Source organism: Siccirubricoccus soli (genome assembly GCF_024178315.1).
GTDB classification, from domain to species: domain Bacteria; phylum Pseudomonadota; class Alphaproteobacteria; order Acetobacterales; family Acetobacteraceae; genus Siccirubricoccus; species Siccirubricoccus soli.
The window spans coordinates 19,339-43,184 of record NZ_JAMZIK010000118.1 but is presented as its reverse complement, the minus strand read 5'-3'; the positions used below and the strand labels follow the sequence as shown (position 1 = coordinate 43,184).

Here is a 23,846-nt window from a genome sequence, read left to right as displayed (position 1 = left end):
GGGGCGCCGAGCGCCGTCTCGGCAGTTCGCAGCGCGGCCAGCCCCTCGCCATAGCCGCAGGCCGGGCGCTGCGCCACGGCCGGCGCGGCCAGCAGCAGGGCGAGGAGCAGGGCCGGGCTCATGCCGCCCAGCCGCAGCGCGCCAGCGCCGCCCGCATATGCGGCGGCACCGGCGCCTCCACCGCGACGGGGGGCGAGAGCGGCAGCGCGATGCCGCGCGCCAGCAGCTGCATCGGCCCGGGGCCTTCGCCGTAGCGCGCATCGCCGAGGATCGGCCAGCCGGCATGGGCGCAATGGACGCGAAGCTGGTGGGTGCGGCCGGTGCGCGGATGCAGCTCCAGCCAGGCAAGGCCCTCGGCCCCGCCCAGGCGGCGCCACTCCGTCACGGCCGGCTGGCCGGCGGGGTCCACCACTATGCGCCAGCCCTCCCGCGCCGTGCTGCGCTTCAGCAGCGGCGCTTCGATCACCCCTGCCTCCCCCGGCACGCCGCGCACCACGGCCCAATAGGTCTTGCGCACCTGCCCGGCGGCGAAGAGCGCGCCCAATTCGGCCAGCGCCGGCTTGGTCCGCCCCAGCACCAGGCAGCCGGCGGTGTCCGCATCCAGCCGGTGCGCCGGCTGCGGCAGGCGCTTCTTCCCCATCGCCAGCGCCGGCAGCCAGTCCTCCAGCGAGACCCCGCCCCGCGGCCCGGCATGCACCGCGAGCCCCGCCGGCTTGTCCAGCACCAGCAGCCGCTCGTCGCGGTACAGCAGGCGGCCGAGCGGGTCCTGGCTCACTCGAAGGGTACCCAGGCGCGGGGCGGCGGCGCGGCCAGGTCCCGCTTCGCCGCCGCCACCTCCGCGTCCAGCGCGGCGAGGAAGCGGGAGCGGTCCTCCCTGCTCAGCGGCGCCGGGCCGCCGGTGGCGAGGCCGCGCTCCCGCATCTCCCGCGACACCTCCCGCCCCGCCAGCGCCCCGCCGATATTGTCCGGCGTCCAGGGGCGCCCCTTGAAGCCCAGGGCGCGGGCGCCCCTGGCGAGGCAGCGGCTGGCGAGCGGGATATCCGCGGTGATGCAGACATCGCCGCGGGCGATGCGCTCGGCGATCCAGTCATCCGCCTTGTCGGCGCCTTCCGGGACCAGCACCAGCTCCACATTCGGCAGGCCGGGCGGGCGGATGGGGCGGGAGCCATTGGCGACGAGCTTCACCGGCAGGTTGAGCCGGGTGGCGACGCGGAACGCCTCCTCCCGCACCGGGCAGGCATCGCCGTCGATATAAAGGGTGGTCATGGCGGGACCATGGGAGGGTGGGCCGCCCGCCGCAAGGCCCATGCACCGCCTGGCAGGACAGGAGGGGACATGGCGGATCTGCCCTTCCTGCCGCCTGGCCGCGGCGGGCCGGGCGAAGCACCGCATGCGATCGCCACGCCCCGCGACGCCGCGCCGCGGCAAGCTGCCACCCGGCCGGAAGCTCCTGACGTGCCGAGCCGGGTATCACCTGCAGGATTCGCGCAGGAGATGCGCGCGGGAGCCAGGCCAGGCCGGGCGGCTGTGGACCGGTCCTGATTCGTATTTCACACGCCGTGCCGGTGTGGCGGCTGCATGCTGGTGGAGCGCATGGGCCGGTAGCCCGCGCGGCCGGCAGGAGGCGCTGGCGCCATGCGCCGGACGGCCGCCACCCAAGCTCCTACGCGGGGCTGGACAGCTTCATGAGCAGCAGGCCGCTCACGATCAGCAGGGCGGCGGTCACGCGCAGCGCATTGGCCGTCTCACCGAGGAAGACGACGCCGACGAGGAAGGCGCCCACCGCGCCGATCCCAGTCCACACCGTATAGGCGGTGCCAAGGGGGAGCGTTCGCATCGACCAGGACAGCAGCCCGAAGCTCACCAGCATCGCGGCAAGGGTGACGACCGAGGGCCAGAGGCGCGTGAAGCCCTCCGACTGCTTCATCGCGAAGGCCCAGACGACCTCGAACAGACCGGCGATAGTGAGAATGAGCCAAGCCATGGCAGCCTCCAAGCAAGCTGCCGGGCCGTCCCGGACCTGAACCCATGAAGGGGGAGGACGTGGCCTCGCGCCGCTGAGGTAGGGTGCGGCAGACCCGGGGTCAACATTCCCGCCCCGCCCGTTCTCCGTCAGCCCTCGGCGCGCCTGACAGACCCTGCCGCCGCAAGGCCTCGGGAATGCAGTGATGTCGCCCACCAAAGCCGCGCAGCGGTCTTGTGGGAACGTTATCGCACCCGCACCTCCGCCCGTGCCACGCTGCCCGCCGCATCCAGCACCGTCACGCGGTAGAAGCCCGGTCCCTCCGGGCGCCAAGCGGCCTCGCGCTTGGCGGGCTCGGCGGGGACGGGCCGACCATCCACCAGGAAGGTCAGCGGCCGGCGACCGCCGCTCGCCCGCAGCGTCACGTGCGGCACGCCTTCCTCCAGCACCGCGCCCGGGGGCGGGAAGACCAGGCGCAGCCGGTCCACAGCCTCGGCCAGCATGGGCGCCGGCGCGGTGCGGGCGGGCAGGGCGCGGCGCGGCGCGGGCGGCAGGCGCTCGAAGAGCTGGGCCAGCAGCGGCAGGGCGGTGCGGGCGCCGGTCGCGCCCGGCAGCGGCGTGCCATCTGGCCGCCCGACCCAGACCCCCGCCACATGCCGGGCGTCGTACCCCACCGCCCAGGCATCCCGCCCGCCCCAGCTCGTCCCCGTCTTCCAGGCGATGCCCTGCGGCCCACCGCCGGGGAAGGGGTTCACCAGGATGCCCGCCACCTGTTCCGCCGCCCGCGGCGCGAAGGCCGGCCGCGCCGCCGCCACCGTCTCGCCCGGCCGGAACAGCAGCGGCCGCGCCCGTCCCTGATCCGCCAGCGCGGCATGCACCGCGACCAGCTCGCGCAGCGTCGTCCCCATCCCGCCAAGCGCCAGCGGCAGGGAGGGATCCTGCCCCGGCGGCAGGCGCGGCGGCGCCCCCGCCGCCTTCAGCGCCGCGACGAAACGCAGCGGCCCGAGCTCCGCCAGCAGCGCCACGGCCGGCAGGTTCAGGGATTGCCGCAGCGCATCCGCCACCGTGATGCGCCCGGCGAAGCCGCGGTCGAAATTCTCCGGCGCGTAGCCGCCGAAGCGGCGCGGCAGGTCCGCCAGCAGCGTCTCCGGCGCGGCGATCCCCGCCTCGAAGGCCAGGGCATAGAGCGCCGGCTTCAGCGCCGAGCCGGGCGAGCGCACCGCCCGCGTCAGATCCAGCATCCCCGCCCGGCCATTGGCGCCGAACTCGCCGCCCACCAGCGCCCGCACCTCCCGCGTCTCCAGCTCCGCCACGAGCATGGCCAGCGAGGCCCGCTCCGGCAGCTCCCGCAGCGCCCGGCCAGCGATCGCCTCGGCCGCACGCTGCAAGGGCAGGGAGAGGGTGGAGGCGATGCGCACCTCGGTCGCACCCCGCGCCAGCTCCCGCGCCAGGTGCGGCGCGGCCTGGGGCAGCGGGCGGCGCATGGCGGGCACCGGGCGGGCCAGCGCCGCTTCGGTGTCCTCGGGGCTGATGCCGGGGGCCGCGCGTGCGCGTTCCGTCAGCACCGCGTCCCGGGCAGCGCGGGCGGCTGCGGGATGGCGGTCGGGGCGCAGCGCCTCCGGCCTGCGGGGGATCGCCACCAGCAACGCCGCCTCGGCGGGATCGAGCTGCCCGACCGGCCGGCCGAACCAGGCAAGCGCCCCGATCCGCGCCCCTTCCAGGTTGCCGCCCATCGGCGCCAGGGTCAGCCAGAGACCGAGGATCTCATCCTTCGAGTAATGCGCTTCCAGTTGCAGGGCACGCAGGATCTCGATGGCCTTGCTGCGCAGGGTCCGCGGCCGTGGCTCCAGCAGCCGCGCCGCCTGCATCGTCAGGGTGGAGCCGCCGGAGACGATGCGGCCCGCCCAAATCCATTGGAAGGCCGCGCGCGCGAGGGCCAGGGGATCGACGCCCGGATGGTGGCGGAAGCGCCGGTCCTCGGCGGCGATCAGCAGATCCAGCAGATGCGGCGGCACATCGGCGGCGCTGGTCGGCAGCCGCCAGATGCCGCCCGGGGCGGGCAGGACGGCGAGGCTGCGCCCCTCCCGGTCCAGCACCTCCGTGCCATGCACGGCGAGGCGGGCGAGGTTGGGGGGGTAAAGCCGGTCGAGGATGAAGGCGGCGCCGGCAAGCCCCGCCAGCACGGCCAGCGCGGCGAGAGCCAGGCGGTGCCGGCGCCGGCCCCTGCCCACCTGCATCCCGGCGGGGCGCATGCGCCCCGCCGCAGTGGGCGGCGGCGTCCCTTGCCTCGCCGGCGGGGGAGGGCCAGGGCGGGCGCCATCCGTCCCGAGGCGGTGGCCCGACACCACAGGGTCAGGGCAGCCCGCATCGGAAGGGCGGGGCCGGCCCGCCCCCAGGGCCCGGCCGTGATCCGCCACGCCGGTGCCGTCACGGCCTCGCCCTCCGGGCGGGGCCTGGCCCTCCCCGCCCGCCTCCACCGGCCCTGCCATCACTCCACCGGCCGCACCGTGATCCGCCCGGTGTTCTGCCGCGCGAAGAGCTGCGGCCGGTACATGTCCTCGAGCTGTGCGCCCGGCAGTTCGTACTGCCCGGCCGTCACCGCCCGCACCCGGACCGCGAGGCGGAATTCCGGCGCATCCGGCGTCAGATCCATGGCCGCGGCGAAGCGGTCATCCAGCGCCGGGGAGGCCACCGTCTCGGTCAGGGTGCCGAGCCAGGGCATGCCCGGCACCTCCCCCGCCGCCAGCCTTCCGATGATCTCCCACCCCGCCGGCAGCCCCTGCTGCAGGATGGCGCGATGCGCTTCCCGCGTCTCCGCCCTGCCTTCCAGCAGCAGGACGAAGACCTGGTTCTGCCGCAGCGTGTCGAGGTTCAGCGGCTGGCCGTCGAGCCCGAGGAAGCGCCGCGTGATGCGCATTCCCGCCCGCCCGGCCGGCAGGGGCTGGGCCGGGATGCCGGTGACGGAGGTGGTGACGTAGAGCGGCGCATCGCCGAGGTTCCGCGCCACCGCGGGCGCGCTCAGCGCCACCGAGAATTGCGCCGCCGGCGCCTGCTCCCGGCCATCCAGCGCCACCCGGGCCGGGCGGCCATCCCGTCCCAGCGCCTGCGCCGCCAGCACCGCCCAGGCGGCTTCCTGGGTATTCGCCACCGCAGGGGTGAAATTCGCCCCCGGCAGCCGGGTCTGCAGCGCCTGCATCTGCTGCGGCAGCAGCCCGCTCTCCCGCAGCAGCGCGGCCATGGCCAGCAGGTCGCGCTCCGCCGTGCCGTAGTCGTAGAGCCAGGGCTGCCGGGCGCCGGGCGCCAGCGCCGCCCGGAAGGCCTGCTCCGCCCGCGCCGTGTCGCCGGCCCGGGCGAAGGCGGCGCCGAGCTGCGCCTTGGCCAGCGGCGTCGGCAGCGCGTCGAGCTGTTCCAGCAGCCGCCGCGCCGCCCCCGGCAGCGGCTGGCCCGCCAGCGACAGCACATGCAGCCGGTAGGCCTGGGCGGCCCGCTCCTCCGGCGTGTCCGGCGTGCCCTCCTCCGCCTGCTCGGCGATCTGGCGCAGCGCATCGGCCAGCGCCGCCTCGGGCACCGCGGCGCCGGCCAGGCGGGCGCGCAGCAGCCCCTCCACGGCATAGGCGCCGGTCCAGTACTGCGCCTCGCCCTGGGCGGACCACAGGCCGAAGGCGCCGTCATAGCGCTGCTTGTTCAGCACATGCTCCACCGCCTGCTGCAGCCGCGCCGCGCGCTCCGGCAGCAGCGGCGTCTCCGGCGGCGTGGCGGCGAAGGCGAGGAGCTGGGAGGAAGACTGCTCCAGGCAGGCAAAGGGGTAGAGGTCGAGCAGCCGCAGCATCCCCGCCGCATCGTAGCGCACCACCCCGCCGAAGCTGGCCGTCGCCCGGAGGGTGCCGGGCAGGAAGCGCGCGGCGGGGATCTCCAGCCGCCCCTCCTGGCCCGGCGCCAGGCTCTGGCTGGCGATCTCGGTGGTGATGGGGCGGGAGGAGCGGATGGTGATCCGCGCCTCGCGCTCCACCGTGAAGCCGCCCGGTCCCGCGACGGAGAGCCGCAGCACCCCCTGCCCCGCCGCGGTCGCCCGCAGCGCGCTGGCCGGCAGGGCGCGGGCATTGGGCGCCAGGGTCGCCGCCAGCCGCTCCGGCCCGGCCAGCGCAATGGCGCCCTCCGCCCGCAGGGTCGCGGTGATCTCGCCCGCCGGCAGGTCGAGATTGTGCAGCAGCACCGGCAGCCGCGCCTCGTCGCCCGGGGCGAGGAAGCGGGGCAGCAGCGCCTCCGCCACCACCGCATCGCGCACCGTCAGCGGCTTCGAGGCCGAGCCCACCCTGCTGCCGGCCCAGGCGACGGCCATCAGCCGCAGTTCCCCGGCGAAATCCGGGATGTCGAGCGTCACATTCGCCGTGCCGTCCGGCGCCACCACCACCGGCCCGCTGAACAGCGCCACCGTCCGTTGCGGGATGTCGATGCTGCCGAGGCTGAACTCGTCGCCGCCCTGGCGCAGCACCGCCAGCTCGCCCTCCGGCGGCGGCACCAGCCTGCCGTAATCGTCGCGGATATCGACGCCGAGGCGCCTTTTGCCCATGAAATGGCCGAGCGGGTCGGGTGTCGCGAAGCGGGTCAGGCGGAGGATGCCCTCATCCACCGCCGCGAGGGTCAGCGTCGCGCCAGAGGCGCGCCAATCAATCGCCTCCCCACCTGCCCCGTCCAGCCGCAGCGGCACGGTCAGGCGCTGGCGCGGCGCGATGCGCTCCGGCGTGTCGATGGCGATGCCGATGCGGCGGGAGGCGGGGTCAAGCTGCAGCCAAGCCAGGCCCAGCGCCCGCCCGGGATGTCCCTGCTTGGCCTCGCCCGGCCGGTAGGCGGTGATGGCGACATAGGCGCCCGGCCCCCAGGCGGCATCGACCGGCACCTCCACCTCCGTGCCGCCCTCCGCCACCTGGATCTCCCGCAGGGAAACCAGCCGGTCGGTCAGCACCGCGATGCTGGCCGGGCCGGCAAAGGGCGGGGTGATGCGCAGCCGGGCGACCTCCCCCGGCGCATAGGCGCGGCGGTCGGCGGCCACATCCACCTTGTCCGGCACCTCCGGCGTCTCGCCCCCCGCCCAGCCGGCGCGGAAGCGCAGCGAGGTGATGACGAGGCCGCCCGGCTCGCTCACCTCCAGCCGGTAGCGGCCGAAGGGCAGGCGGCGGGCGAAGCGCCCCGGGGCGGCGGCCGTCACGGCGAGGTCGGTGCTGTCCACCGCCTCGTCGCGCCACACCGTCTCGTAGCGCGCCTGGCTGCCGCGCAGCACGACGCGCCAATCCGGCCGCTCCCGCACCAGCCGCACCCGCAGCCGCGCCGCGACCGGCCGCGCATCGCCATCCAGCGCCAGGATGTCGAACCCCGCCTCGGAATCGGCATCGATCGCCAGGTCGGCGAAGCGCGGCTTCACCCCGATCATCCGCTCCGCCGCCCGCACCGGCAGGGTGAGGGAGGTCCGGGAGGCGCGGCCGCCCGGCTCGTCGATGGCGATGGCGAGCTCGGCGCGCAGCGGCCGGGTGGTGTCCGGGACCCTCGGCAGGGTCACCTCGAGCTTCCCATTGCCCTGGTCGTCCAGTGCCTCGATCTCGAGCGGCACGAGATCCGGCGAATACTGCTCATCGACCAGCCCGAAGACGTAGTCGCGATACTGCTCGAAGGGGGAGCGCAGGGCCTGGAGGCGCAACTCCGCGCTGCCGGTCAGCCCGGCGGCGGGGGCGCCGTAGAGGAAGCGGGCGGAGAGCGGGATGGCCAGCGCCTGCCCCGGCACCAGCGGCCCGGGCGCAGGGCCAGCCCGCACCTCCAGCCGTTCCGGCACGAAGGCATCGATGCGGAACTCGGTCTTGCCGATGGGCGGGTCGTTCGGGTCGGCCAGCACCTCCAGCGTCCAGACGCCGCTGGGCGCACCGGGGCCGATCTGGACCGGCCAGAGGATCGCCGCCCCCTTCTCCCGCGCCGGCACCGCCTCGGCATAGACCGAACCATTCGGCCGCCGCAGCCGCAGACGGGCCGGGATGTCGAGCGGCGCGCCGCCGGCATCGCGCAGCAGCGCCGCCGCCTGCACCGTCTCGCCCGGCCGGTAGATGCCGCGGTCCAGCCAGAGGAAGGCCTCCATCGGCCCCGGATGCTCCACCCCCGTCGCGCCGCGGTCCGACAGGTCGAAGGACGCGGCCTCGAGGTCGAGCTGGACGAAGTCATCGCCGAGGAAGGCCTGCACCGCCTTGGGCGCCATCGGCCCCTGGCCGCGCAGCAGAGGCGCGGCGAAGCGGACCAGCCCCTCCGGCCCGGTCTCCGCCTCGGCCAGGATGTCGTTGTTGGTCGCCATCAGCCGCAGCTTCGCGCCCGGCAGGGGCCGCCCGGCCTGCAGCCCGCGCGCCTGCACGGCAAGGCCGGCGCTGCTGCGCCAGGCGGTCAGCCCCAGATCCGTCACGATCACCGGCAGGGCGGCGGCCCGGCCGCGCGTGCCATCGGCCGGCTGCACCACCAGGGCGTAGAGGCCGGGGCCGGCGGCGCGCAGCCCCTCCGGCAGGGGCAGGGCGTGGCGCTGCAACCGGTTCGCCTCGAAGCGCGGCAGGTCCACCCGGCCTTCCCAGACCACCCGCCCCCAGCTCTCCGGCAGATCCTGGGCGGTCCAGCTCTCGATCTGCTCGCCCACCGTCCAATTGCCGCGGGAGAAGGGGATCAGCGTCCGCTCCGTCACCCGCACCACGCGGAGGTTGAGGGCGGAGATGTTGACCGTGGCGAGGCCGACCCGCGGCGCCTGGCCGCGCGGCAGCAGGAAGGTGGTGGCGTCGAAGATGATCTGCGCCCGGCGGTTCGGCATCGCCACCCGGACCGGCATGTCCCGGTTCAGCCGCAGCCCGTCCTCCCCCGGCAGCCCGGCGCGCAGCACCAGGCGCGTCGTCTGGCCGTTGGGCAGGCCGGCGATGCAGATCTGGTCGCCCTCCCGCAGCACCGCCATGCCGGGGATCGGCGGCTCCGCCCGCACCCAATCCTGGGGCTGCCAGTCGGTGCGGCGGGCGGGGGGCACGGTGAAGGAGAGGCAGGCCCGGGCCGGCTCGCTTTCCGCCTCGGTGTTGATCCGGGCGACCAGCAGCCCGGCCTCCCGCCGGGCATCGGCCAATTGCTGCCGGTAGGCGGGATTGTCCGGCGCCCGTTCCAGCACCGCCTCCAGCGCCTGGATCCGCTGCGCCGGACGGTCCAGCAGCCGCAATGCTTCGGCCATGAGCAGGAGGGAGGGGAGTTCCGGCGCGCCCGCGGGCACGGCCTGGAAATTCTGCCAGGCCGCTTGCAAGGCCCGGTTGGCCTCCGGCGGCGTGCGGCGGAGCTGGGCGCGGGCCAGCGCCAGCCAATGCTCCGCCCTGGCGTCGCCGCCGGCGATCCGGTCCTCCCAGGCCTGGGCCGCGGCCGGCCAGTTGTTCTGGCGCTCCGCCGCCGCCGCCCGCTGCTCGGCCGCCGCCTTCTGCGCCGCCGTGGCGCCGGCCGGAAAGCGCCGCCCCAGCTCCCGCTCATAGCCTGCGGCATCATTGGCAAGGCCCGGCAGGTCGAAACCCTGGGCGTGCAGCCCGGGCGCGGCCAGCAGCAGGCCAAGGAGCAGGATCAGCAGGCGCGGCATGGTGCGAAAGGCCCTCCCGAAGCGTTGAGGGCATACTAGCCCTGGCAGAGGCTGCGGGACGGTGAAAACCGTCTTATCGATTCTTCCGAAACCGCCATGATAGCATCACGTGGTATGGCGCTTGCTTCATCGGGCTGACTCCGGCGCCGGCCGGGGCATGGCCCGGTCGGGCGATCGTATGCCGGGCCGGGCGGTGTAAGATCGGGCTGTGGGTCCGGGCGGAGCTGCCCGTATAAGCGGAATGGGAGGGGTCCGGCATCTCGAATTCGGAGATGCGTGCTCCTGTCCGTGCGAGGGTTTGGGCAAAAATGAGACGTCTTGTGGTTTTGTCTGCATGCCTTGTCCTGCTCCTCGCCGGAAGCCTGGCGGCGCCCGGCCATGCCCAGCAGGCCGGCGGCGGCGTGCCCGTGACCACGGACCCGGTGCAGCAGGGCGCCGTGCCCATCGAGATCCTGGCCAACGGCATCGTCGCCTCGGAATCCGTCGTCACCATCCGCACCCGGGTGGATGGCCAGATCACCCAGGTGCACGTCACCGAAGGCCAGATGGTCCGGCGCGGCCAGCCCCTCTTCACCCTGGATTCCCGGCTGAACCAGGCGCTGCTGGCGCAGCAGGAGGCGCAGCTGATGCGCGACCGCGCCCTGGCGGCGCGGGCGGAGGCGGATGCCAAGCGCTACCAGTCGCTGCGCGGGGAGAGCTTCGCCTCCCAGCAGCGCTACGAGCAGGCCCAGGCGGATGCGCTGGCCGCGGCCGCCACGGTGCGGGCGACCGAGGCGATGATCGCCCAGACCAAGCTGCAGGTGGAATTCGCCACCATCACCGCCGAGATCGACGGCCGCCTCGGCGCCATCCCGCTGCGCGTCGGCAATTTCGTCCGCCAGGCGGAGAGCACCGCCATCACCACCCTGACCCAGGTGGACCCCATCCTGGTGCAATTCGCCGTGCCGGAACGCTGGCTGGCCGAGGTGAAGGCCGCCATGCGCCACAACACCGCCCATGTCCGGGTGCGGATCGAACAGGATGACGGGCCGCCGCCGGAAGGCGAGCTGGTCTTCGTGGACAGCGCGGTGGACACCACCACCGGCACCATCCTGCTGAAGGCCCGCTTCGCCAATGGCGATCTGCGGCTCTGGCCCGGGCAGTACGTCCAGGTGACGCTGACGCCGCGCGCGCAGGAGAATGCCATCACCGTCGCCGGGCCGGCGGTGCAGACCGGGCAGAATGGCCGCTTCGTCTTCGTCCTGGCGCCCGACAACACCGCCCGCCGCCGCGAGGTGACGCTGGTGCGGGTGGCCGGGGACCGCGCCGTCGTCACCGGCGACCTGAAGCCGGGCGAGAAGGTCATCGTCGACGGCGCCCAGCGCGTCACCGAAGGCAGCCGCGCCGTGGAGCGCAACCCGGCGCCGCAGCGCGTCTCCGCGGTCCGCTAACCGGAAGGGCGCGCAGGATGAACATCTCCGAACTCTGCATCCGGCGCCCGGTGATGACCGGGCTGCTCTCCCTCGCCGCCATCGTCGCCGGCATCATCGCCTATACGCGGCTGCCGGTCGCCGCCGTGCCGCGGGTGGACTTCCCCGTCATCACCATCTACGCGAATTTCCCCGGCGCCAGCCCGGAGACCATGGCGACCAGCGTCGCCCTGCCGATCGAGCGCGAGCTCTCGACCATCGCCGGGGTCGATTCGATGAGCTCGATCAACGGCCAGGACACCTCGCAGATCACCGTCCAATTCGTCCTGTCGAAGAACATCGACGCGGCGGCGCAGGACGTGCAGGCCGCCCTCACCCGCGCCCAGCGCCGCCTGCCGGTGGACATGCTGGTGCCGCCCAATTATCGCAAGGTGAATCCGGCCGATGCGCCGGTGGTGCTGCTGACCGTCTCCGGCGGCGACAAGCCGCTCTATTATCTGAACGACCTGGTCAGCACCATCATCAGCCCGGCGCTCTCCCGCGTCCCGGGCGTCGCCCAGGTGCAGACCTATGGCGAGCAGCTCTACGCCGTCCGCGTCCGGCTGGACCCGGACCGCATCGCCGCCATGGGCCTCGCCTTCGACACCATGCAGACCGCCATCGCCCAGGCCAATTCGGCGACCCCGGTCGGGCTGATGAATGGCGAGCGGCAGCAGCTCACCCTCCGCGCCAACGACCAGCCCCAGAACGCCGAGGAATTCGGCCGGCTGGTCGTCGCCGGCAAGCCGAACGCGCCGGTCCGGCTGAGCGAGATCGCCTCGGTCGCCGATGGCGTGGCGAACAGCCGCATCGCCGCCTGGCGCAACGACGACCGCGCCCTGGTGCTGGCCGTGCTGCGCCAGCCGGACGCCAACACGGTGGATGTGGTGGACGGGGTGAAGGCCAGCCTGCCGGCGCTGGAGGCGGCGCTGCCGCCGGGCGCCCATATCGACATCATGCTGGACCGCTCGCGCTCCATCCGCGCCGCAGTGCATGACGTGCAGGAAAGCCTCGCCATCGCCATCGGCCTCGTGGTGCTGGTCTGCTTCATCTTCCTCCGGAAGCTCAGCGCCACGCTGATCCCGACCGTTGCGGTGCCGATCAGCCTCTGCGTCGCCTTCGGGCTGATGTATGTGATGGGCTACGGCATCGACAACGTGACGCTGCTCGGCCTCACCATCGCCGTCGGCCTCGTGGTGGACGACGCGATCGTGGTGCTGGAAGCCATCATGCGCCACATCGAGGAAGGCATGGCGCCCATCCCGGCGGCCATCAAGGGCTCGCGGGAGATCGGCTTCACCGTCCTCTCCATCACCCTCTCCCTGGTCGCGGTCTTCCTGCCCATTCTGCTGATGGGCGGCGTGGTCGGACGGGTCTTCAACGCCTTCGCGGCGACCGTCTCGCTTTCGGTCATCGCCTCCTGCATCGTCTCCCTCACCCTCACCCCGCTGATGTCCTCCCGCCTGCCGGCGCATACCCATCCCGGGCTGGTGGAGCGGGTGCTGGAGCGGATGCTGAGCCTGATCGAGCGCGGCTACGCCGCGGCGCTCGGCTTCGCGCTGAAATTCCGCTGGCTGGTCTGGCTTGCCTTCTTCGCCTCGCTCGGCGCCGCTGGCTACATGGCGGTGATCATCCCGAAGGGCTTCTTCCCGATCGAGGATACCGGCCTGCTGACCATCAACACCGAGGGCCCGCGCGGCGCCTCCTACGCCGCGATGGTCGAGATGCAGGGCGGGCTCTCCCGCCGGCTGCGGCAGAACCCCTCGGTTGCCAACGTCGTCTCCAACATCGGCGCGACGGGCGGCAGCATCTCGATCAACCAGGGCCGCCTCTTCGTCGAGCTGAAGCCGGCCGATGAGCGGCCCGGCATCATCCAGGTCATCCAGCAGCTGCGGCGGGAGACCAGCCAGATCCCGGGCCTGCGCGTCTTCATCCAGCCGATCCAGAACCTGAATTTCGGCTCCCGCCAGACCCGCACCCTCTACCTCTACTCGCTGCAGGGGCTGCGGCTGGACGAGCTGTATGACTGGGCGCAGCGGATGGAGCAGCGGCTGAACCAGCTGCCGCAGCTGCAGGACGTGAACACCGACCTGCAGATCGACAGCCCGGTGGTCCAGGTGAACGTGAACCGGGACCGCGCCACCTCCCTCGGCGTCTCGGTCGATGCGGTGCGCCAGGCGCTGTTCTCCGCCTTCGGCACAAGGCAGATCTCCACCCTCTACGGCCAGGCCAATGCCTATCAGGTGATCCTGGAGGCCCTGCCGGAGGACCAGCGGGACGAGACCGGCCTCGCCAAGCTCTATATCCGCGGCAGCAATGGCCGGCTGGTGCCGCTCTCGGCGCTCGCCAGCATCGAGCGGAAATCCGGCCCGCTCAACGTCTCCCATCAGGGGCAGCTGCCGGCCGTGGTCATCGGCTTCAACACCCCGCCCGGCGTCGCGCTCGGCGATGCGGTGAACGCCATCCGCGAGGCCGAGCGCGAGCTCGGCATGCCGCCCACCATCGTCACCGGCTTCTCCGGCGCGGCGCAGGTCTTCCAGCAGGCGCTGGCCGGCCAGGGCATGCTGGTGCTCGCCGCCCTCGCCATCGTCTATGTGGTGCTCGGCGTGCTGTATGAGAGCCTGATCCACCCGCTCACCATCCTCTCCGGCCTGCCGGCGGCGGCGCTCGGCGCCTTCCTGACGCTGTGGTATTTCGACCTCGACCTCTCGGTCATCGCCGTCATCGGCGTGCTGCTGCTGATCGGGCTGGTGAAGAAGAACGCCATCATGATCGTGGACGTGGCGTTGCAGCGGCAGCGCGCCGGCGCCGCACCCTTCGCCGCGGTGAGGGAGGCCTGCCTGGTCCGCTTCCGCCCCATCCTGATGACGACCCTCGCCGCCGGCGCCGGCGCGGTGCCGATCGCCGCCGGCTGGGGCGCCGCCGCCGAGCTGCGGCAGCCGCTGGGCCTTGCCGTGGTGGGCGGGCTCGCCGTCTCCCAGGTGCTGACGCTGTTCGTGACGCCGGTGCTCTATCTCGGCTTCGACGGGCTGGCGCGGCGCCTCACCTCCCGCCGCCGCCAGGCGCCGCTGGATGCGGTGGCGCCGGCGGAGTGACCTCCCCGCAACGCCGCTGCGCGGCGTGGCGGGCTCCGGGGCGCTGGTGGCCCGAGGCACCGCACGGCCTGTCGCGGCCAAGCCGCGGCAGGGCACCGGGCAGCGTCAGTCCCTGACAGTGATGCCAGAGGCCCAGAGATGAAGATTCCTACCCTGCCCTTCACCGTCACCGACTGGTCCGGCGTGGCGGAGACCCGCCATCCGGGCGAGACCGGGGAGGCGATCTGGCGGACGCTCACCATCGGCGACATCCGGGTGCGCCAGGTGGAGTACACGCCCGGCTACCTGGCGGACCATTGGTGCGACCGCGGCCATATCCTCTATGTGCTGGAAGGGGAGCTGGAGACGGAGCTGCGCGACGGCCGCCGCTTCACCCTGCGGCCGGGGATGAGCTACCAGGTCTCCGATTTCGGCGATGCGGCGCATCGGTCCTCGACCCGGACGGGGGCGAAGCTCTTCATCGTAGACTGAGTTTGTCCGGGGACGAAGCGATGCCGCCGCGGCCCTGGTCCGGGTGATGCGGATGCCGGTCGAGATCCAGGCCCCGATGCCGGCCCTGGCGACGCACGCCCTCGGCCTCGCCACAAGCCTCGACCGCCTGCTCTATGGCGGACTCCACTTGGCCCTCGCCGAGGCCCGGGGCGCCGCCCTCGCCCGCGCCGGCGCCCTCCCGGCCGGGCGCCTGCTCATAGCGGCTGCGCGACATGCCGACCGATGTCGGTCCACGGACGCGCAGCCGGTCTGCCCTTGATTTTGGCGCGCAGCCGTCACACCACCCCTGCGCGCGCTACCCGGCCTGGAACGTCACGACCTTCCGAGCCGGGCGTCACTCCGCCGGCGCCCGCCTGACGCCGCCCGCCGGGGCATGGCCGCTCACATCCGCCCCGGCATCCGGCGCCAGGCTCATGAAGAAGGGCGTGGAGGCGGCCACCACGGCGCCCGCCACCAGGAAGGCCACGCAGAAATCCGGCACCCCGATCGCCGCCCGCCCGGCCAGGTGCGAGGACAGCTCCAGCGTCGTCGTCGCCAGCACCACGCCGAGCGCCGGCGATAGCTGCTGCGCCGTGCCGGCGAAGCTGGTGGCCGCCGAGAGCCGCGCGGTCGGTACATCCGCAAAGGCCAGGGTGTTCAGCGCGGTGAATTGCAGGGAGCGGAACAGCCCGCCCAGCGCCAGCAGCAGGAAGATTGCCGGCAGCGGCCAGGCCGGGGTGAACAGCGCCGCCACCGCCACCCCGAAGGCCGCCAGCAGCGCCCCCGCCACCAGCACGGTGCGGAAGCCGAAGCGCTGCAGGATGGGCCGCGCCAGCGGCTTCATCGCCATGGCGCCGAGCGCCGTCGCGAAGCTCACCAGCCCGGCCTCGGACGCAGTCTTGCCGAAGCCCACCTGCAGCAGCATCGGCACCAGGAAGGGCGTCGCCCCCGCCCCGCTGCGGAACAGGCTGCCCGCCAGGGTGGAGCGGTTGAAGGTCGGGATCCGCAGCAGGGAGAGGTCGAGCGCCGGCCGCGCCACCTGCCGACAATGCCGCACCACCGCCCAGCCGAACCCAGCCCCCAGCAGCAGCGCCACCTCCGGCATCCCGCGCGGCAGCACGCCGCGGCCGAAGGTCTCGAGCCCCGTCATGAACAGCGCCAGCGCCAGCCCCAGCAAGGTCAGCCCCTTGAGGTCGGGCGGGCCGGGGTCGGTCGGCGCCATGCGCGGGATCTTCCACGCCACCATGGCAATGCCGAGCAGCCCGATCGGCACATTGATGAGGAAGACGGAGCGCCAGCCGAAGGCATCGGTCAGCAACCCGCCCAGGGGTGGCCCGCTGACCGGGCCGATCATGGCCGGAATGGTCAGCCAGGCCATGGCGTTCAGCATCTGGTCCTTGCGCACCTGGCGCAGCAGCAGCAGCCGGGCCACCGGCACCATCATGGCGCCGCCCACCCCCTGCAGCACCCGGGCGCCGATCATCTCCGGCACCCCGGTCGCCCGGCCGCACAGGATGGAGGCGATGGTGAACACCGCGATCGCCGCCATGAAGACGCGCTTCGCCCCGAACCGGTCCGCCACCCAGCCGGAGACCGGGATGAAGACCGTCAGCGCCACGAGGTAGGAGGTGATGGCGGCGCCGAGCCGCGCCGGCTCCACCCCCATCTCCCGCGCCATGGCGGGCAGCGCCGTCGTCACCGCCGCGCTGTCGAGGTTCTGCATGAAGAGCGCGCTGGCGACGATGGCCGCGATCAGCCGATGGTCGGTCCGGGCCGGGGGAGGACCGAGGGAAGGTGCCGCGGGCGACGCATCACTCATGCCTTCGTCCTAAACCTCCTGCGGCCTCAGGACCACCCGGCCGGAGGCCCGGCGGCTCCGCACCTCCGCCATGGCTTCGCGGAATTCATGCAGCGGAAACCCGGCATGCACCTCCGGCCGCAGCGCGCCCGCCGCCCACCACTCCGTCAACTGCGCCCAGATGGCCCGGGCCCGCGGCGCATGCAGCTGCCGGTTGTCGCCCGGCGACCAGCCGCAATAGGTGCCCCAGTTCAGCCCCGCCACGCCGATATTCTTCAGCAGCAGGATGTTCACCGGCAATTGCGGGATGCCCCCGGCGGCGAAGCCGATGGTCACCAGCGTCCCGCCATCCCCCAGGCAGCGCAGCGATTCGTCGAAGACCGGCCCGCCCAGCGTGTCCAGCACGGCGCCGACGCCGGCACCGCCCGTCGCCTCCAGCACGGCGTCGCGGAAGGGCTCGGCGCTGTCCAGCACCAGATCGGCGCCGCGGGCCAGCGGCACGCCCCGCTTCGCCGCGCCGCAGCGGGCGATGACCCGCAGCCCCAGCGCCCGGGCGATCTCCACCCCCGCCAATCCGACGCCGGCGGCCGCGCCCTGCACCAGCACCCACTGCCCCGGCGCCAGCCGCGCCCGCCACAGCAGGGCGGCGGCGGCGGTGGGGTAGCTGATCGGCATGGCCACCGCCGGCTCCAGCGGCAGCCCGTCCGGGATGGCGGTCACGTGGATGGCGTCCGCCACCACCTCCTGCGCCATCCCGCCCCAATCCACCACGGCGAAGACCCGGGTGCCGGGCGGCAGCGGGTCCGGCACGTCCGGCGTGCTCTCCAGCACCGTCCCGGCCACCTCCGTGCCGGGGGTGAAGGGCAAGGGGGGCTTGCGCTGGTACTTGCCGGCGACGACGAGCTGGGTGGCGAAGGAGACGCCGGCCGCCTCCACCCGGATGCGCACCCCGCCGGGACGCAGGGGCGGCGGCGGGATCTCCTTCAGCTCCAGCTCGTCGAATTCGCGCCAGCTTTCGCAGACCAGGGCGCGCATGCGGGGTTTCCTTTCCTACTGTCCTGCGCCGTGGGGAACATCGCGCCGCGAGGCGCGCCTCTCCCCGGCCTCCACCCGCCAGGGGCCGAACGGCCCCGGGCAATCATGAGTTGCGCCGCGCCTCAATCGGCGCGGATATTCGCCTCGCGCACCAGCCTGCCGTAGCGGTCGTATTCTGCCGTGGCGAAGGCGGCAAAGGCCGCCGGCTCCTGCGCCACCGGCTCGGCGCCCATGGAGGCGAACCGCTCCGCCGCCTCGGGCTGCCGCACCCCCGCCGCCACCGCCCGCTGCACGCGCTCCAGGATCGGCGCCGGCGTCCGGGCCGGGGCCCAGAGCCCGTACCAAGTGGTGATGGCATAGCCCGGCACCCCGGCCTCGGCGACGGTCGGCAGCTCCGGGAAGCCGGCGATGCGCCGCTCCGTCGTCACCGCCAGGGCCTTCAGCCGCCCCTCCCGCACCAGCGCGGCGCTGCTCGCCAGGCTGTCGAACATCACCTGCACATTCCCCGCCACCAGGTCCGGCAGGGCCTGGCCGCTGCCGCGATAGGGCACATGCGCCAGATCGACGCCGGCCAGCAGCTTGAACATCTCCCCCGCCAGATGCGGCGCCCCGCCATTGGAGGAGGAGGCATAGGAGAGCTGCCCCGGCTTCGCCTTGGCCAGCGCCACCAGCTCCGCCACGTTGCGCACCGGCAGGCCGGGCGTCACCACCAGGATCAGCGGCACCGCGGCGATGCAGGTGATGGGCGCGAAATCCGCCACCGCATCGAAGGGCAGCCGCAGCATATGCGGCAGGATGACATGGGCGGAGGCATTGGCCAGCAGGGTATGGCCATCCGGCGCGGCGCGCGCCACCTGCTCCGCCCCGATGGAGCCGCCCGCCCCCGCCCGATTCTCCGCCACCACGGGCTGCGGCAGGGCGGCGGTCAGGCGCTGCGCCACCACCCGCCCCAGCAGGTCGGTCGGCCCGCCCGGCGGGTAGGGAATGACCAGCCGGATCGGCCGGTTCGGCCACTCCGCCCCGGCGCCCGGCGCTCCCTGCGCCTGCCCCCGCCCGGGGGCCAGGCCCGGCGCCGCCAGCAGCCCCGCCAGGGCGGCGCGTCGCGTCATCTGCATCCTGGGTCTTTCCTCCCGTCCCGTTCCGGGCAGGATAGGGCCATGGCGCGGGGGCGGAAACGCCCGCAAGCTGCAACCGCGCCACGACCGACGACCCAATGGCGACCGGGCCCCGCCCGGCCGCCACCCGCCATGGGCGGCAACATCACCGGGGAGACGCCATGAAGCCGTATCAGGGCCTGTTCGTTCTGGATGCCAGCCAGGGCATTGCCGGCCCCTATTGCGCCACCCTGCTCGCCGCCTGCGGCGCCGATGTGGTGAAGGTGGAACCGCCCGCCGGCGACTGGTCCCGCGGCCTCTCCACCCGGGAGGGCACGCAATCCGTCATGCATGTCAGCTTCAACCGCGGCAAGCGCAGCGTGGTGCTGGACCTGCAGACGGAGGCAGGCCGCACCGCCCTGGCGAAGCTGGCCGCCCGCGCCGATGTCATGCTGGAGGCCTTCCGCCCCGGCGTCGCCAGGCGACTCGGCCTGGTGCCGGAGGCGGGGAAGCCGGATGTGGTCTTCCTCTCCATCTCCGGCTTCGGCCAGCAGGGGCCGGAGAGCGAACGCCCCTGCACCGATGGCGTGGCCCAGGCCTATACCGGCCTGGTCTCGCTCAATATCGGCGCCGACGGCATCCCCCACCGCACCGGCCAGCTCATGGCGGTGGACATGACGACGGGGCTTTCCGCCTGCATCGCCGTCCAGGCCGCGCTGGCGGAGCAGGCGCGGGACCGCCATGCCGGCGCCCCGCCGCGGCGCCGGGTGCTGGATGTCTCCCTCATGCAATCCGCCGCCGCGCTGATGGGCTTCAACGTCGCGGAGGCGGGGATGCTCGGCCAGGTGCCGCCGGCCGCCAATGTCCCCGCCGGCACCTATCAGGGCAGCGACGGACGCTGGTTCATGGCCGCCTTCCTGCGGGAGCCGGAATGGGTGACCTTCTGCGAGGTGGCCGGCCGGCCGGAGCTGGCCGAGGATCCGCGCTTCCAGGGCTTCCCCAACCGGGCGAAGCACCGCGACATCCTGGTGCCCAGCCTGCGGGAGACCTTCGCCCGCCAGCCCACGCCATACTGGGTGGAGCGCTTCAAGGCGGCGCGGCTGCTTTGCGACGTGGTGAACACCCCGCTCGACTGGCTGGCGGATGCGCATGTGCGGGCGGTGGGCGCCGCCGTCCCGCTGGAACAGCCGGGCCTCGGCACCCTGCCCTTCCCGAAGCTCCCGGGCCTCGGCCCCTGGAGCGTGCCGGCCCCGGCGCTTGGCGAGCATACGGAGGAGGTGTTGCGGGAGGTGGGGCTGTGATCTCTCCCGGCCCTGGGGGCGGGCCGGGGTGGCGCTTCCTTCCGGCCGGCGATGCGCCAGGCCCCCGGCGCGGGCGGCAATGGCATGTCCGCCGCCCCGCTTGCGGGGAAGGGCAAGGAGTTGAGTGGCCCTCCGCCCCGCGACACGCCGGACCACCCGCCCTGCCAACCCGGGAGGCGCCGGCCTGTCCGCCGCCCCCCGCTTGCGGGAAAGGGCAAGGGTTGAGTGCCCCGCGCCACGCCGGACCACCGGCCCCGCCAGCCTGGGAGGCGCCGGCCCGTCCGCCGCCCCCGCTTGCGGGAAAGGGCGGGGGTGAGGGCAGAATGCGCATCCTGCTGACCAAGGCCCTGCCATGACCCTTGCCGATGCCATCGCCGCCCAGGCCCCCCTCGTGCAGCGCCTGCTGGATGGCGTGGCCGAGATCGGCCGCGACCCGCCCGGCATCACCCGCGACGCCTTCGGCCCCGGCGAGAATCGCGCCCGGGCGCTGATCGCCGCGGCCGGCGCCGCGCTCGGCTTGGCGGCCAGCACCGATGCCGGCGCCAACCTCACCCTGCGCTGGGAGGGCACGGACTCCGCGGCGAAGCCCATCCTCATCGGCTCGCACCTGGACAGCGTGGTTCAGGGCGGCAATTTCGACGGCGCCGCGGGCGTCATCGCCGGCCTCGGCGCCGTCGCCGCCCTGCAAGCCGCCGGGAGGCGGCCCCGCGCCCCGATCGAGGTGCTGGCGCTGCGCTGCGAGGAGGCGGTGTGGTTCGGCCTCGGCCTCATCGGCTCCCGCTGCCTGCTCGCCCGGCTGCCGCCGGGGGCGCTGGAGCTGACCCATGCCCGCACCGGCCGGACGCTCGCCCAGAGCATCGAGGATTGCGGCGGCGACGCCGCGGCGCTGCGGGCGGGGAGGCCGCTGCGCGACCCCGCCTCCCTCGGCGCCTATCTGGAGGTGCATATCGAGCAGGCGCCGCAGCTTGTCGAAGCGGAGGCGCCGGTCGCAATCTGCCTCGCCAATCCCGGCAATGTCCGTCACCCCTTCATCCGCATCACCGGCGCCGATGCCCATACCGGCCTGCCCCATCGCTTCCGCCGGGACGCCGCGCTGGCCGGCGCCGACCTGGCGCTGGAGCTGGAGAAGCTCTGGCTTGCGGAGGAGGCCGAGGGCCGCCCCATGGCCGTCACCATCGGCCGCTTCCACACCCCCTTCGGCCATCACAGCCTGACCATGGTCTCCGGCGGCTTCGAGATGTCGCTCGACCTCCGCGCCTATGATCCGGCGCATCTGGCGGCGCTGGAGGCGAGGCTCGGGGAGATCGTCCGCATGGTCGCGCAACGGCGCAGAGTGGAGATCGCCCTCGGCGAGCGCAGCGCCGCCGCCCCGGGCCCGATGCACCCAGAGATCATCGCCGGGCTGGAAGCGGCTGCCGTGCGCTGCGGCCTGCCGGCGCCGCGCCTCAACAGCCCCGGCAGTCATGACGCCAATAATTTCGCGGCGAGCGGCGTGCCCACCGGCATGCTCCTCATCCGCAACCGCAATGGCAGCCACAACCCCGACGAAGCCATGGAGACCGCGGACCTGATGGCTGCGATCCATGTGCTGGCGGATTACCTGGCGGTCTGAGGCCGGGAGGCTTGCGGTTCCCCTCCCCGCGCGGGCAAACCGGCGCAGGGGAGAGGACAGGACAGGAGCGGAGGAAGCACAGCCATGCAGCGCGACGCCAGGGGCCTGGCCCTTTCGACCGACAGCGCGGAGGCCGTCGCCGCCTTCGACGCGACCATCGAGGGCTATCTGAAATACCGCTTCGACACCTCCCAGCGGCTGAAGCCGGCCTTCAAGGCGGACCCGGAATTCGGCATGGCGCATGCGCTGAAGGCCGCCTTCATGCTGCTGGGCTACAAGCAGGATTTCATCGCCCCGGCCAGGGCGGCGATCGCCACCGCCGAAAGCTGCATGGCCCGCGCCACGCCGCGCGAGCAGGCGCATGTCGCCGCGCTGCGCCACTGGGCGGATGGCGAGATGGACCGGGCACTCGCCGCCTGGGAGGCGATCTTCGCCGCGCACCCCACCGATATCCTCGCCTTCCGCCTGCACCATTTTTGCGCCTTCTGGCTCGGCCGGCCGGAGGCGATGCTGACGGCGGTGGAGGGTGTGCATCCGCGCTGGGAGGCCGGGATGCCCGGCTTCGGCAGCGTGCTTGCCTGCCGCAGCTTCGCCCATGAGGAATGCGGCAACTACACCGTGGCGGAGGCCGCCGGCCGCGACGCCATCGCCCTCGACCCCGGCGATCTCTGGGCCGCCCATGCCGTGGCGCATGTGCTGGAGATGCAGGGCCGCCGCGGCGAGGGCATCGCCTGGGTCGCCTCGCTCGAGAAGCATTGGGATGGCGGCAACAACCTGATGCACCACCTCTGGTGGCACCGCGCGATGTACCACATGGAGCGGTGGGAGCATGCGCAGGTGCTGGCGCTCTACGACACCGGCTTCCGCAACCTGGGCAGCCGCGTGACGGAGGCGCAGCCCGACCTCTACATCGACGTGCAGAACGCCGCCTCCATGCTGTTCCGCCTGGGCCTGCACGGCGTCGATGTCGGCAACCGCTGGGAGGAGCTGGCGGCGAAGGCGGAATCGCGCATCGGCGATTGCCTCTCCGCCTTCACCCTGCCGCACTGGATGATGGCCCTGGCCGCGACCGGGCGATGGGAGGCGGCGCAGCGCATGCTGGCGGCGATGCGCGACTATGCCGGCGCCAATGCCGGCACCAACGCACCGCTGGTGCACGACTACGCCCTGCCGATCTGCGATGCGGTGCTGAAGCACGGCCAGGGCGACTTCGCCGGCGCGGTCGCCGTGATGCGCCCGGCGCTCAGCGGCATGTACCGGCTGGGCGGCAGCCACGCGCAGCAGGACGTGCTGGAACAGCTCTTCCTGCACAGCGCCATGAAGGCGGGGCTGCAGGAGGACGTGCGGATGCTGCTGGAACGGGTGGCGGGGCGGCATCCGGTGCCGCCGGAGCGGCGCGTGGGCTATGCGGAGGCGGCGAAGTCCGTGCGGCACTGATCGGGCGGACAGGGCCGGCATGCCCGAATGCTTCAGCGCGACTGTCGACGCGGAAGGCCGCCTTGCTGCGGATGCCTCGGCCGCCGTCGTGCCGTGGTGGAGCTTCAGCAAAACCCTGATCGCCGCCTGCGCGCTCCGCCTGGCGGAGCAAGGCCGACTGTCCCTCGACGGCATCCTCGACGAAGGTCCCTACAGCCTGCGGGACCTGCTGCAGCACCGCGCCGGCCTTGGCAATTACGGCGGCATGGCCGCCTATCACCAGGCTGTGGCACGCAATGAGGAGCCATGGACGGATACCGAGCTCCTCGCCCGCATCCCGCCCGACCGGCTGGCCTTCCCGCCACGCCAAGGCTTCGCCTATTCGAATGTCGGCTTTCTCCTTGTCCGCCGCCGCATCGAGCGGGCGGGCGGCGCGGGGCTCGGCATCCTCCTGCAGCATCTGGTGCTTGCGCCGCTCGGCCTCGTCGTCGCGCGCCTGGCCGAGACCAGGGCAGATATGCGCGGCACCGTCTTCGCCGGCGGGCAGGACTATCACCCGGGCTGGGCCTTCCACGGCGTCGTCATCGGTCCGGTGGCTGAGGCAGCGCTGGCGCTGCACCGGCTCCTGCGGGGCAGGCTGCTGAACGCCGCCAGCCGCGCCGCCCTGATCGACCGCCAGCCGATCGGCGGGAGGATGGCTGGCCGGCCCTGGGTGGCGACGGGCTACGGGCTTGGCCTGATGATCGGCGAGGCGCTCGCCCCCGGCCTGTCGCGGCCCATGCCCGTCGCCGGCCATTCCGCGGCCGGCCCCGGCAGCGTCGGCGCCGTTTACCACCGGCTCGGCGCCGAGCCCGCCCGTACCGCCGCGGTCTTCATGGCCGCGGCCGAGGAGGGCCCGGCGGAGCACCGGGCCATGCATCTGCTGGCTATGGCCAGGTGCCATGGCGGATCCGCCGGGTCCGGCTGAGCCACCATTGCTCGACGGGCAGCGC

The 23,846-nt window shown here is 73.5% G+C and carries 16 protein-coding genes; 7 read left to right on the top strand and 9 right to left on the bottom strand.

Annotation, left to right across the window (positions count from 1 at the left end; genetic code table 11):
* Positions 1-118 precede the first annotated feature (118 nt).
* From NJ376_RS18480 to NJ376_RS18460, 5 genes are all read right to left on the bottom strand, one after another.
* Positions 119-775, bottom strand: a complete 657-nt coding sequence (locus NJ376_RS18480; protein WP_252954759.1) for an RluA family pseudouridine synthase — start codon at positions 773-775, stop codon at positions 119-121.
* On the bottom strand, positions 772-1,266 hold the full coding sequence (locus tag NJ376_RS18475; protein ID WP_252954758.1) for a YaiI/YqxD family protein: 495 nt from the start codon (positions 1,264-1,266) through the stop codon (positions 772-774). Before NJ376_RS18475 ends, NJ376_RS18480 begins: the two co-directional genes overlap by 4 nt.
* 397 nt (positions 1,267-1,663) lie before the next feature.
* Complete coding sequence (sugE, locus tag NJ376_RS18470; RefSeq protein ID WP_252954757.1) at positions 1,664-1,984, bottom strand: quaternary ammonium compound efflux SMR transporter SugE; 321 nt, start codon at positions 1,982-1,984, stop codon at positions 1,664-1,666.
* A gap of 224 nt (positions 1,985-2,208) precedes the next feature.
* The gene (gene pbpC, locus NJ376_RS18465; RefSeq protein WP_252954756.1) at positions 2,209-4,215 is read right to left on the bottom strand and encodes a penicillin-binding protein 1C; all 2,007 of its coding nucleotides are present in this window, start codon (positions 4,213-4,215) and stop codon (positions 2,209-2,211) included.
* Between the two features lie 236 nt (positions 4,216-4,451).
* Positions 4,452-9,584 carry an alpha-2-macroglobulin family protein gene (locus NJ376_RS18460; protein ID WP_252954755.1) on the bottom strand — a complete coding sequence of 1,711 codons (5,133 nt, stop codon included), beginning with the start codon at positions 9,582-9,584 and terminating at the stop codon, positions 4,452-4,454.
* A gap of 401 nt (positions 9,585-9,985) precedes the next feature.
* Here NJ376_RS18460 and NJ376_RS18455 point away from each other — a divergent pair, with 401 nt between their 5' ends.
* The 3 genes from NJ376_RS18455 to NJ376_RS18445 all read left to right on the top strand — a co-directional run bounded on the left by NJ376_RS18455 (position 9,986) and on the right by NJ376_RS18445 (position 14,598).
* Positions 9,986-11,014 (top strand): efflux RND transporter periplasmic adaptor subunit, encoded by a 1,029-nt coding sequence (locus tag NJ376_RS18455; protein ID WP_252954754.1) that lies wholly within the window; start codon positions 9,986-9,988, stop codon positions 11,012-11,014.
* Between the two features lie 17 nt (positions 11,015-11,031).
* The gene (locus tag NJ376_RS18450) at positions 11,032-14,127 is read left to right on the top strand and encodes an efflux RND transporter permease subunit (RefSeq protein WP_252954753.1); all 3,096 of its coding nucleotides are present in this window, start codon (positions 11,032-11,034) and stop codon (positions 14,125-14,127) included.
* A 138-nt stretch (positions 14,128-14,265) separates the two neighbouring features.
* Entirely contained in the window at positions 14,266-14,598 is a 333-nt protein-coding gene (locus NJ376_RS18445) for a DHCW motif cupin fold protein (protein ID WP_252954752.1), read from the top strand.
* On the opposite strand, the gene NJ376_RS18440 is transcribed toward NJ376_RS18445, so the two are convergent.
* The 4 genes from NJ376_RS18440 to NJ376_RS18425 all read right to left on the bottom strand — a co-directional run bounded on the left by NJ376_RS18440 (position 14,585) and on the right by NJ376_RS18425 (position 18,546).
* A complete protein-coding gene (locus NJ376_RS18440) occupies positions 14,585-14,833 on the bottom strand; it encodes a hypothetical protein (RefSeq protein ID WP_252954751.1) in 249 nt (82 codons plus the stop codon). The genes NJ376_RS18445 and NJ376_RS18440 overlap by 14 nt on opposite strands.
* 120 nt (positions 14,834-14,953) lie before the next feature.
* Positions 14,954-16,417, bottom strand: a complete 1,464-nt coding sequence (locus tag NJ376_RS18435) for an MDR family MFS transporter (protein ID WP_252954750.1) — start codon at positions 16,415-16,417, stop codon at positions 14,954-14,956.
* Positions 16,418-16,426: 9 nt separating this feature from the next.
* On the bottom strand, positions 16,427-17,431 hold the full coding sequence (locus tag NJ376_RS18430; protein WP_252954749.1) for an NADPH:quinone oxidoreductase family protein: 1,005 nt from the start codon (positions 17,429-17,431) through the stop codon (positions 16,427-16,429).
* Positions 17,432-17,553: 122 nt separating this feature from the next.
* Complete coding sequence (locus tag NJ376_RS18425; RefSeq protein ID WP_252954748.1) at positions 17,554-18,546, bottom strand: Bug family tripartite tricarboxylate transporter substrate binding protein; 993 nt, start codon at positions 18,544-18,546, stop codon at positions 17,554-17,556.
* 161 nt (positions 18,547-18,707) lie between these two features.
* On the opposite strand from NJ376_RS18425, the gene NJ376_RS18420 reads away from it, so the two are divergent.
* The 4 genes from NJ376_RS18420 to NJ376_RS18405 all read left to right on the top strand — a co-directional run bounded on the left by NJ376_RS18420 (position 18,708) and on the right by NJ376_RS18405 (position 23,821).
* On the top strand, positions 18,708-19,826 hold the full coding sequence (locus tag NJ376_RS18420) for a CaiB/BaiF CoA transferase family protein (RefSeq protein ID WP_252954747.1): 1,119 nt from the start codon (positions 18,708-18,710) through the stop codon (positions 19,824-19,826).
* A gap of 352 nt (positions 19,827-20,178) precedes the next feature.
* Positions 20,179-21,438, top strand: a complete 1,260-nt coding sequence (locus NJ376_RS18415; RefSeq protein WP_252954746.1) for a hydantoinase/carbamoylase family amidase — start codon at positions 20,179-20,181, stop codon at positions 21,436-21,438.
* An 84-nt stretch (positions 21,439-21,522) separates the two neighbouring features.
* Complete coding sequence (locus tag NJ376_RS18410; protein WP_252954745.1) at positions 21,523-22,875, top strand: tetratricopeptide repeat protein; 1,353 nt, start codon at positions 21,523-21,525, stop codon at positions 22,873-22,875.
* 19 nt (positions 22,876-22,894) lie between these two features.
* Positions 22,895-23,821, top strand: a complete 927-nt coding sequence (locus NJ376_RS18405; protein WP_252954744.1) for a serine hydrolase domain-containing protein — start codon at positions 22,895-22,897, stop codon at positions 23,819-23,821.
* Positions 23,822-23,846 lie beyond the last annotated feature (25 nt).

What these genes read in the sequence shown, in the direction of transcription:
- NJ376_RS18475 (WP_252954758.1), bottom strand. Translation starts at nt 1,266, where the DNA reads ATGACCACCCTTTATATCGACGGCGATGCCTGCCCGGTGCGGGAGGAG.
- sugE (WP_252954757.1), bottom strand. Translation starts at nt 1,984, where the DNA reads ATGGCTTGGCTCATTCTCACTATCGCCGGTCTGTTCGAGGTCGTCTGG.
- pbpC (WP_252954756.1), bottom strand. Translation starts at nt 4,215, where the DNA reads ATGCGCCCCGCCGGGATGCAGGTGGGCAGGGGCCGGCGCCGGCACCGC.
- NJ376_RS18460 (WP_252954755.1), bottom strand. Translation starts at nt 9,584, where the DNA reads ATGCCGCGCCTGCTGATCCTGCTCCTTGGCCTGCTGCTGGCCGCGCCC.
- NJ376_RS18450 (WP_252954753.1), top strand. Translation starts at nt 11,032, where the DNA reads ATGAACATCTCCGAACTCTGCATCCGGCGCCCGGTGATGACCGGGCTG.
- NJ376_RS18445 (WP_252954752.1), top strand. Translation starts at nt 14,266, where the DNA reads ATGAAGATTCCTACCCTGCCCTTCACCGTCACCGACTGGTCCGGCGTG.
- NJ376_RS18440 (WP_252954751.1), bottom strand. Translation starts at nt 14,833, where the DNA reads ATGTCGCGCAGCCGCTATGAGCAGGCGCCCGGCCGGGAGGGCGCCGGC.
- NJ376_RS18435 (WP_252954750.1), bottom strand. Translation starts at nt 16,417, where the DNA reads ATGAGTGATGCGTCGCCCGCGGCACCTTCCCTCGGTCCTCCCCCGGCC.
- NJ376_RS18430 (WP_252954749.1), bottom strand. Translation starts at nt 17,431, where the DNA reads ATGCGCGCCCTGGTCTGCGAAAGCTGGCGCGAATTCGACGAGCTGGAG.
- NJ376_RS18425 (WP_252954748.1), bottom strand. Translation starts at nt 18,546, where the DNA reads ATGCAGATGACGCGACGCGCCGCCCTGGCGGGGCTGCTGGCGGCGCCG.
- NJ376_RS18420 (WP_252954747.1), top strand. Translation starts at nt 18,708, where the DNA reads ATGAAGCCGTATCAGGGCCTGTTCGTTCTGGATGCCAGCCAGGGCATT.
- NJ376_RS18415 (WP_252954746.1), top strand. Translation starts at nt 20,179, where the DNA reads ATGACCCTTGCCGATGCCATCGCCGCCCAGGCCCCCCTCGTGCAGCGC.
- NJ376_RS18410 (WP_252954745.1), top strand. Translation starts at nt 21,523, where the DNA reads ATGCAGCGCGACGCCAGGGGCCTGGCCCTTTCGACCGACAGCGCGGAG.
- NJ376_RS18405 (WP_252954744.1), top strand. Translation starts at nt 22,895, where the DNA reads ATGCCCGAATGCTTCAGCGCGACTGTCGACGCGGAAGGCCGCCTTGCT.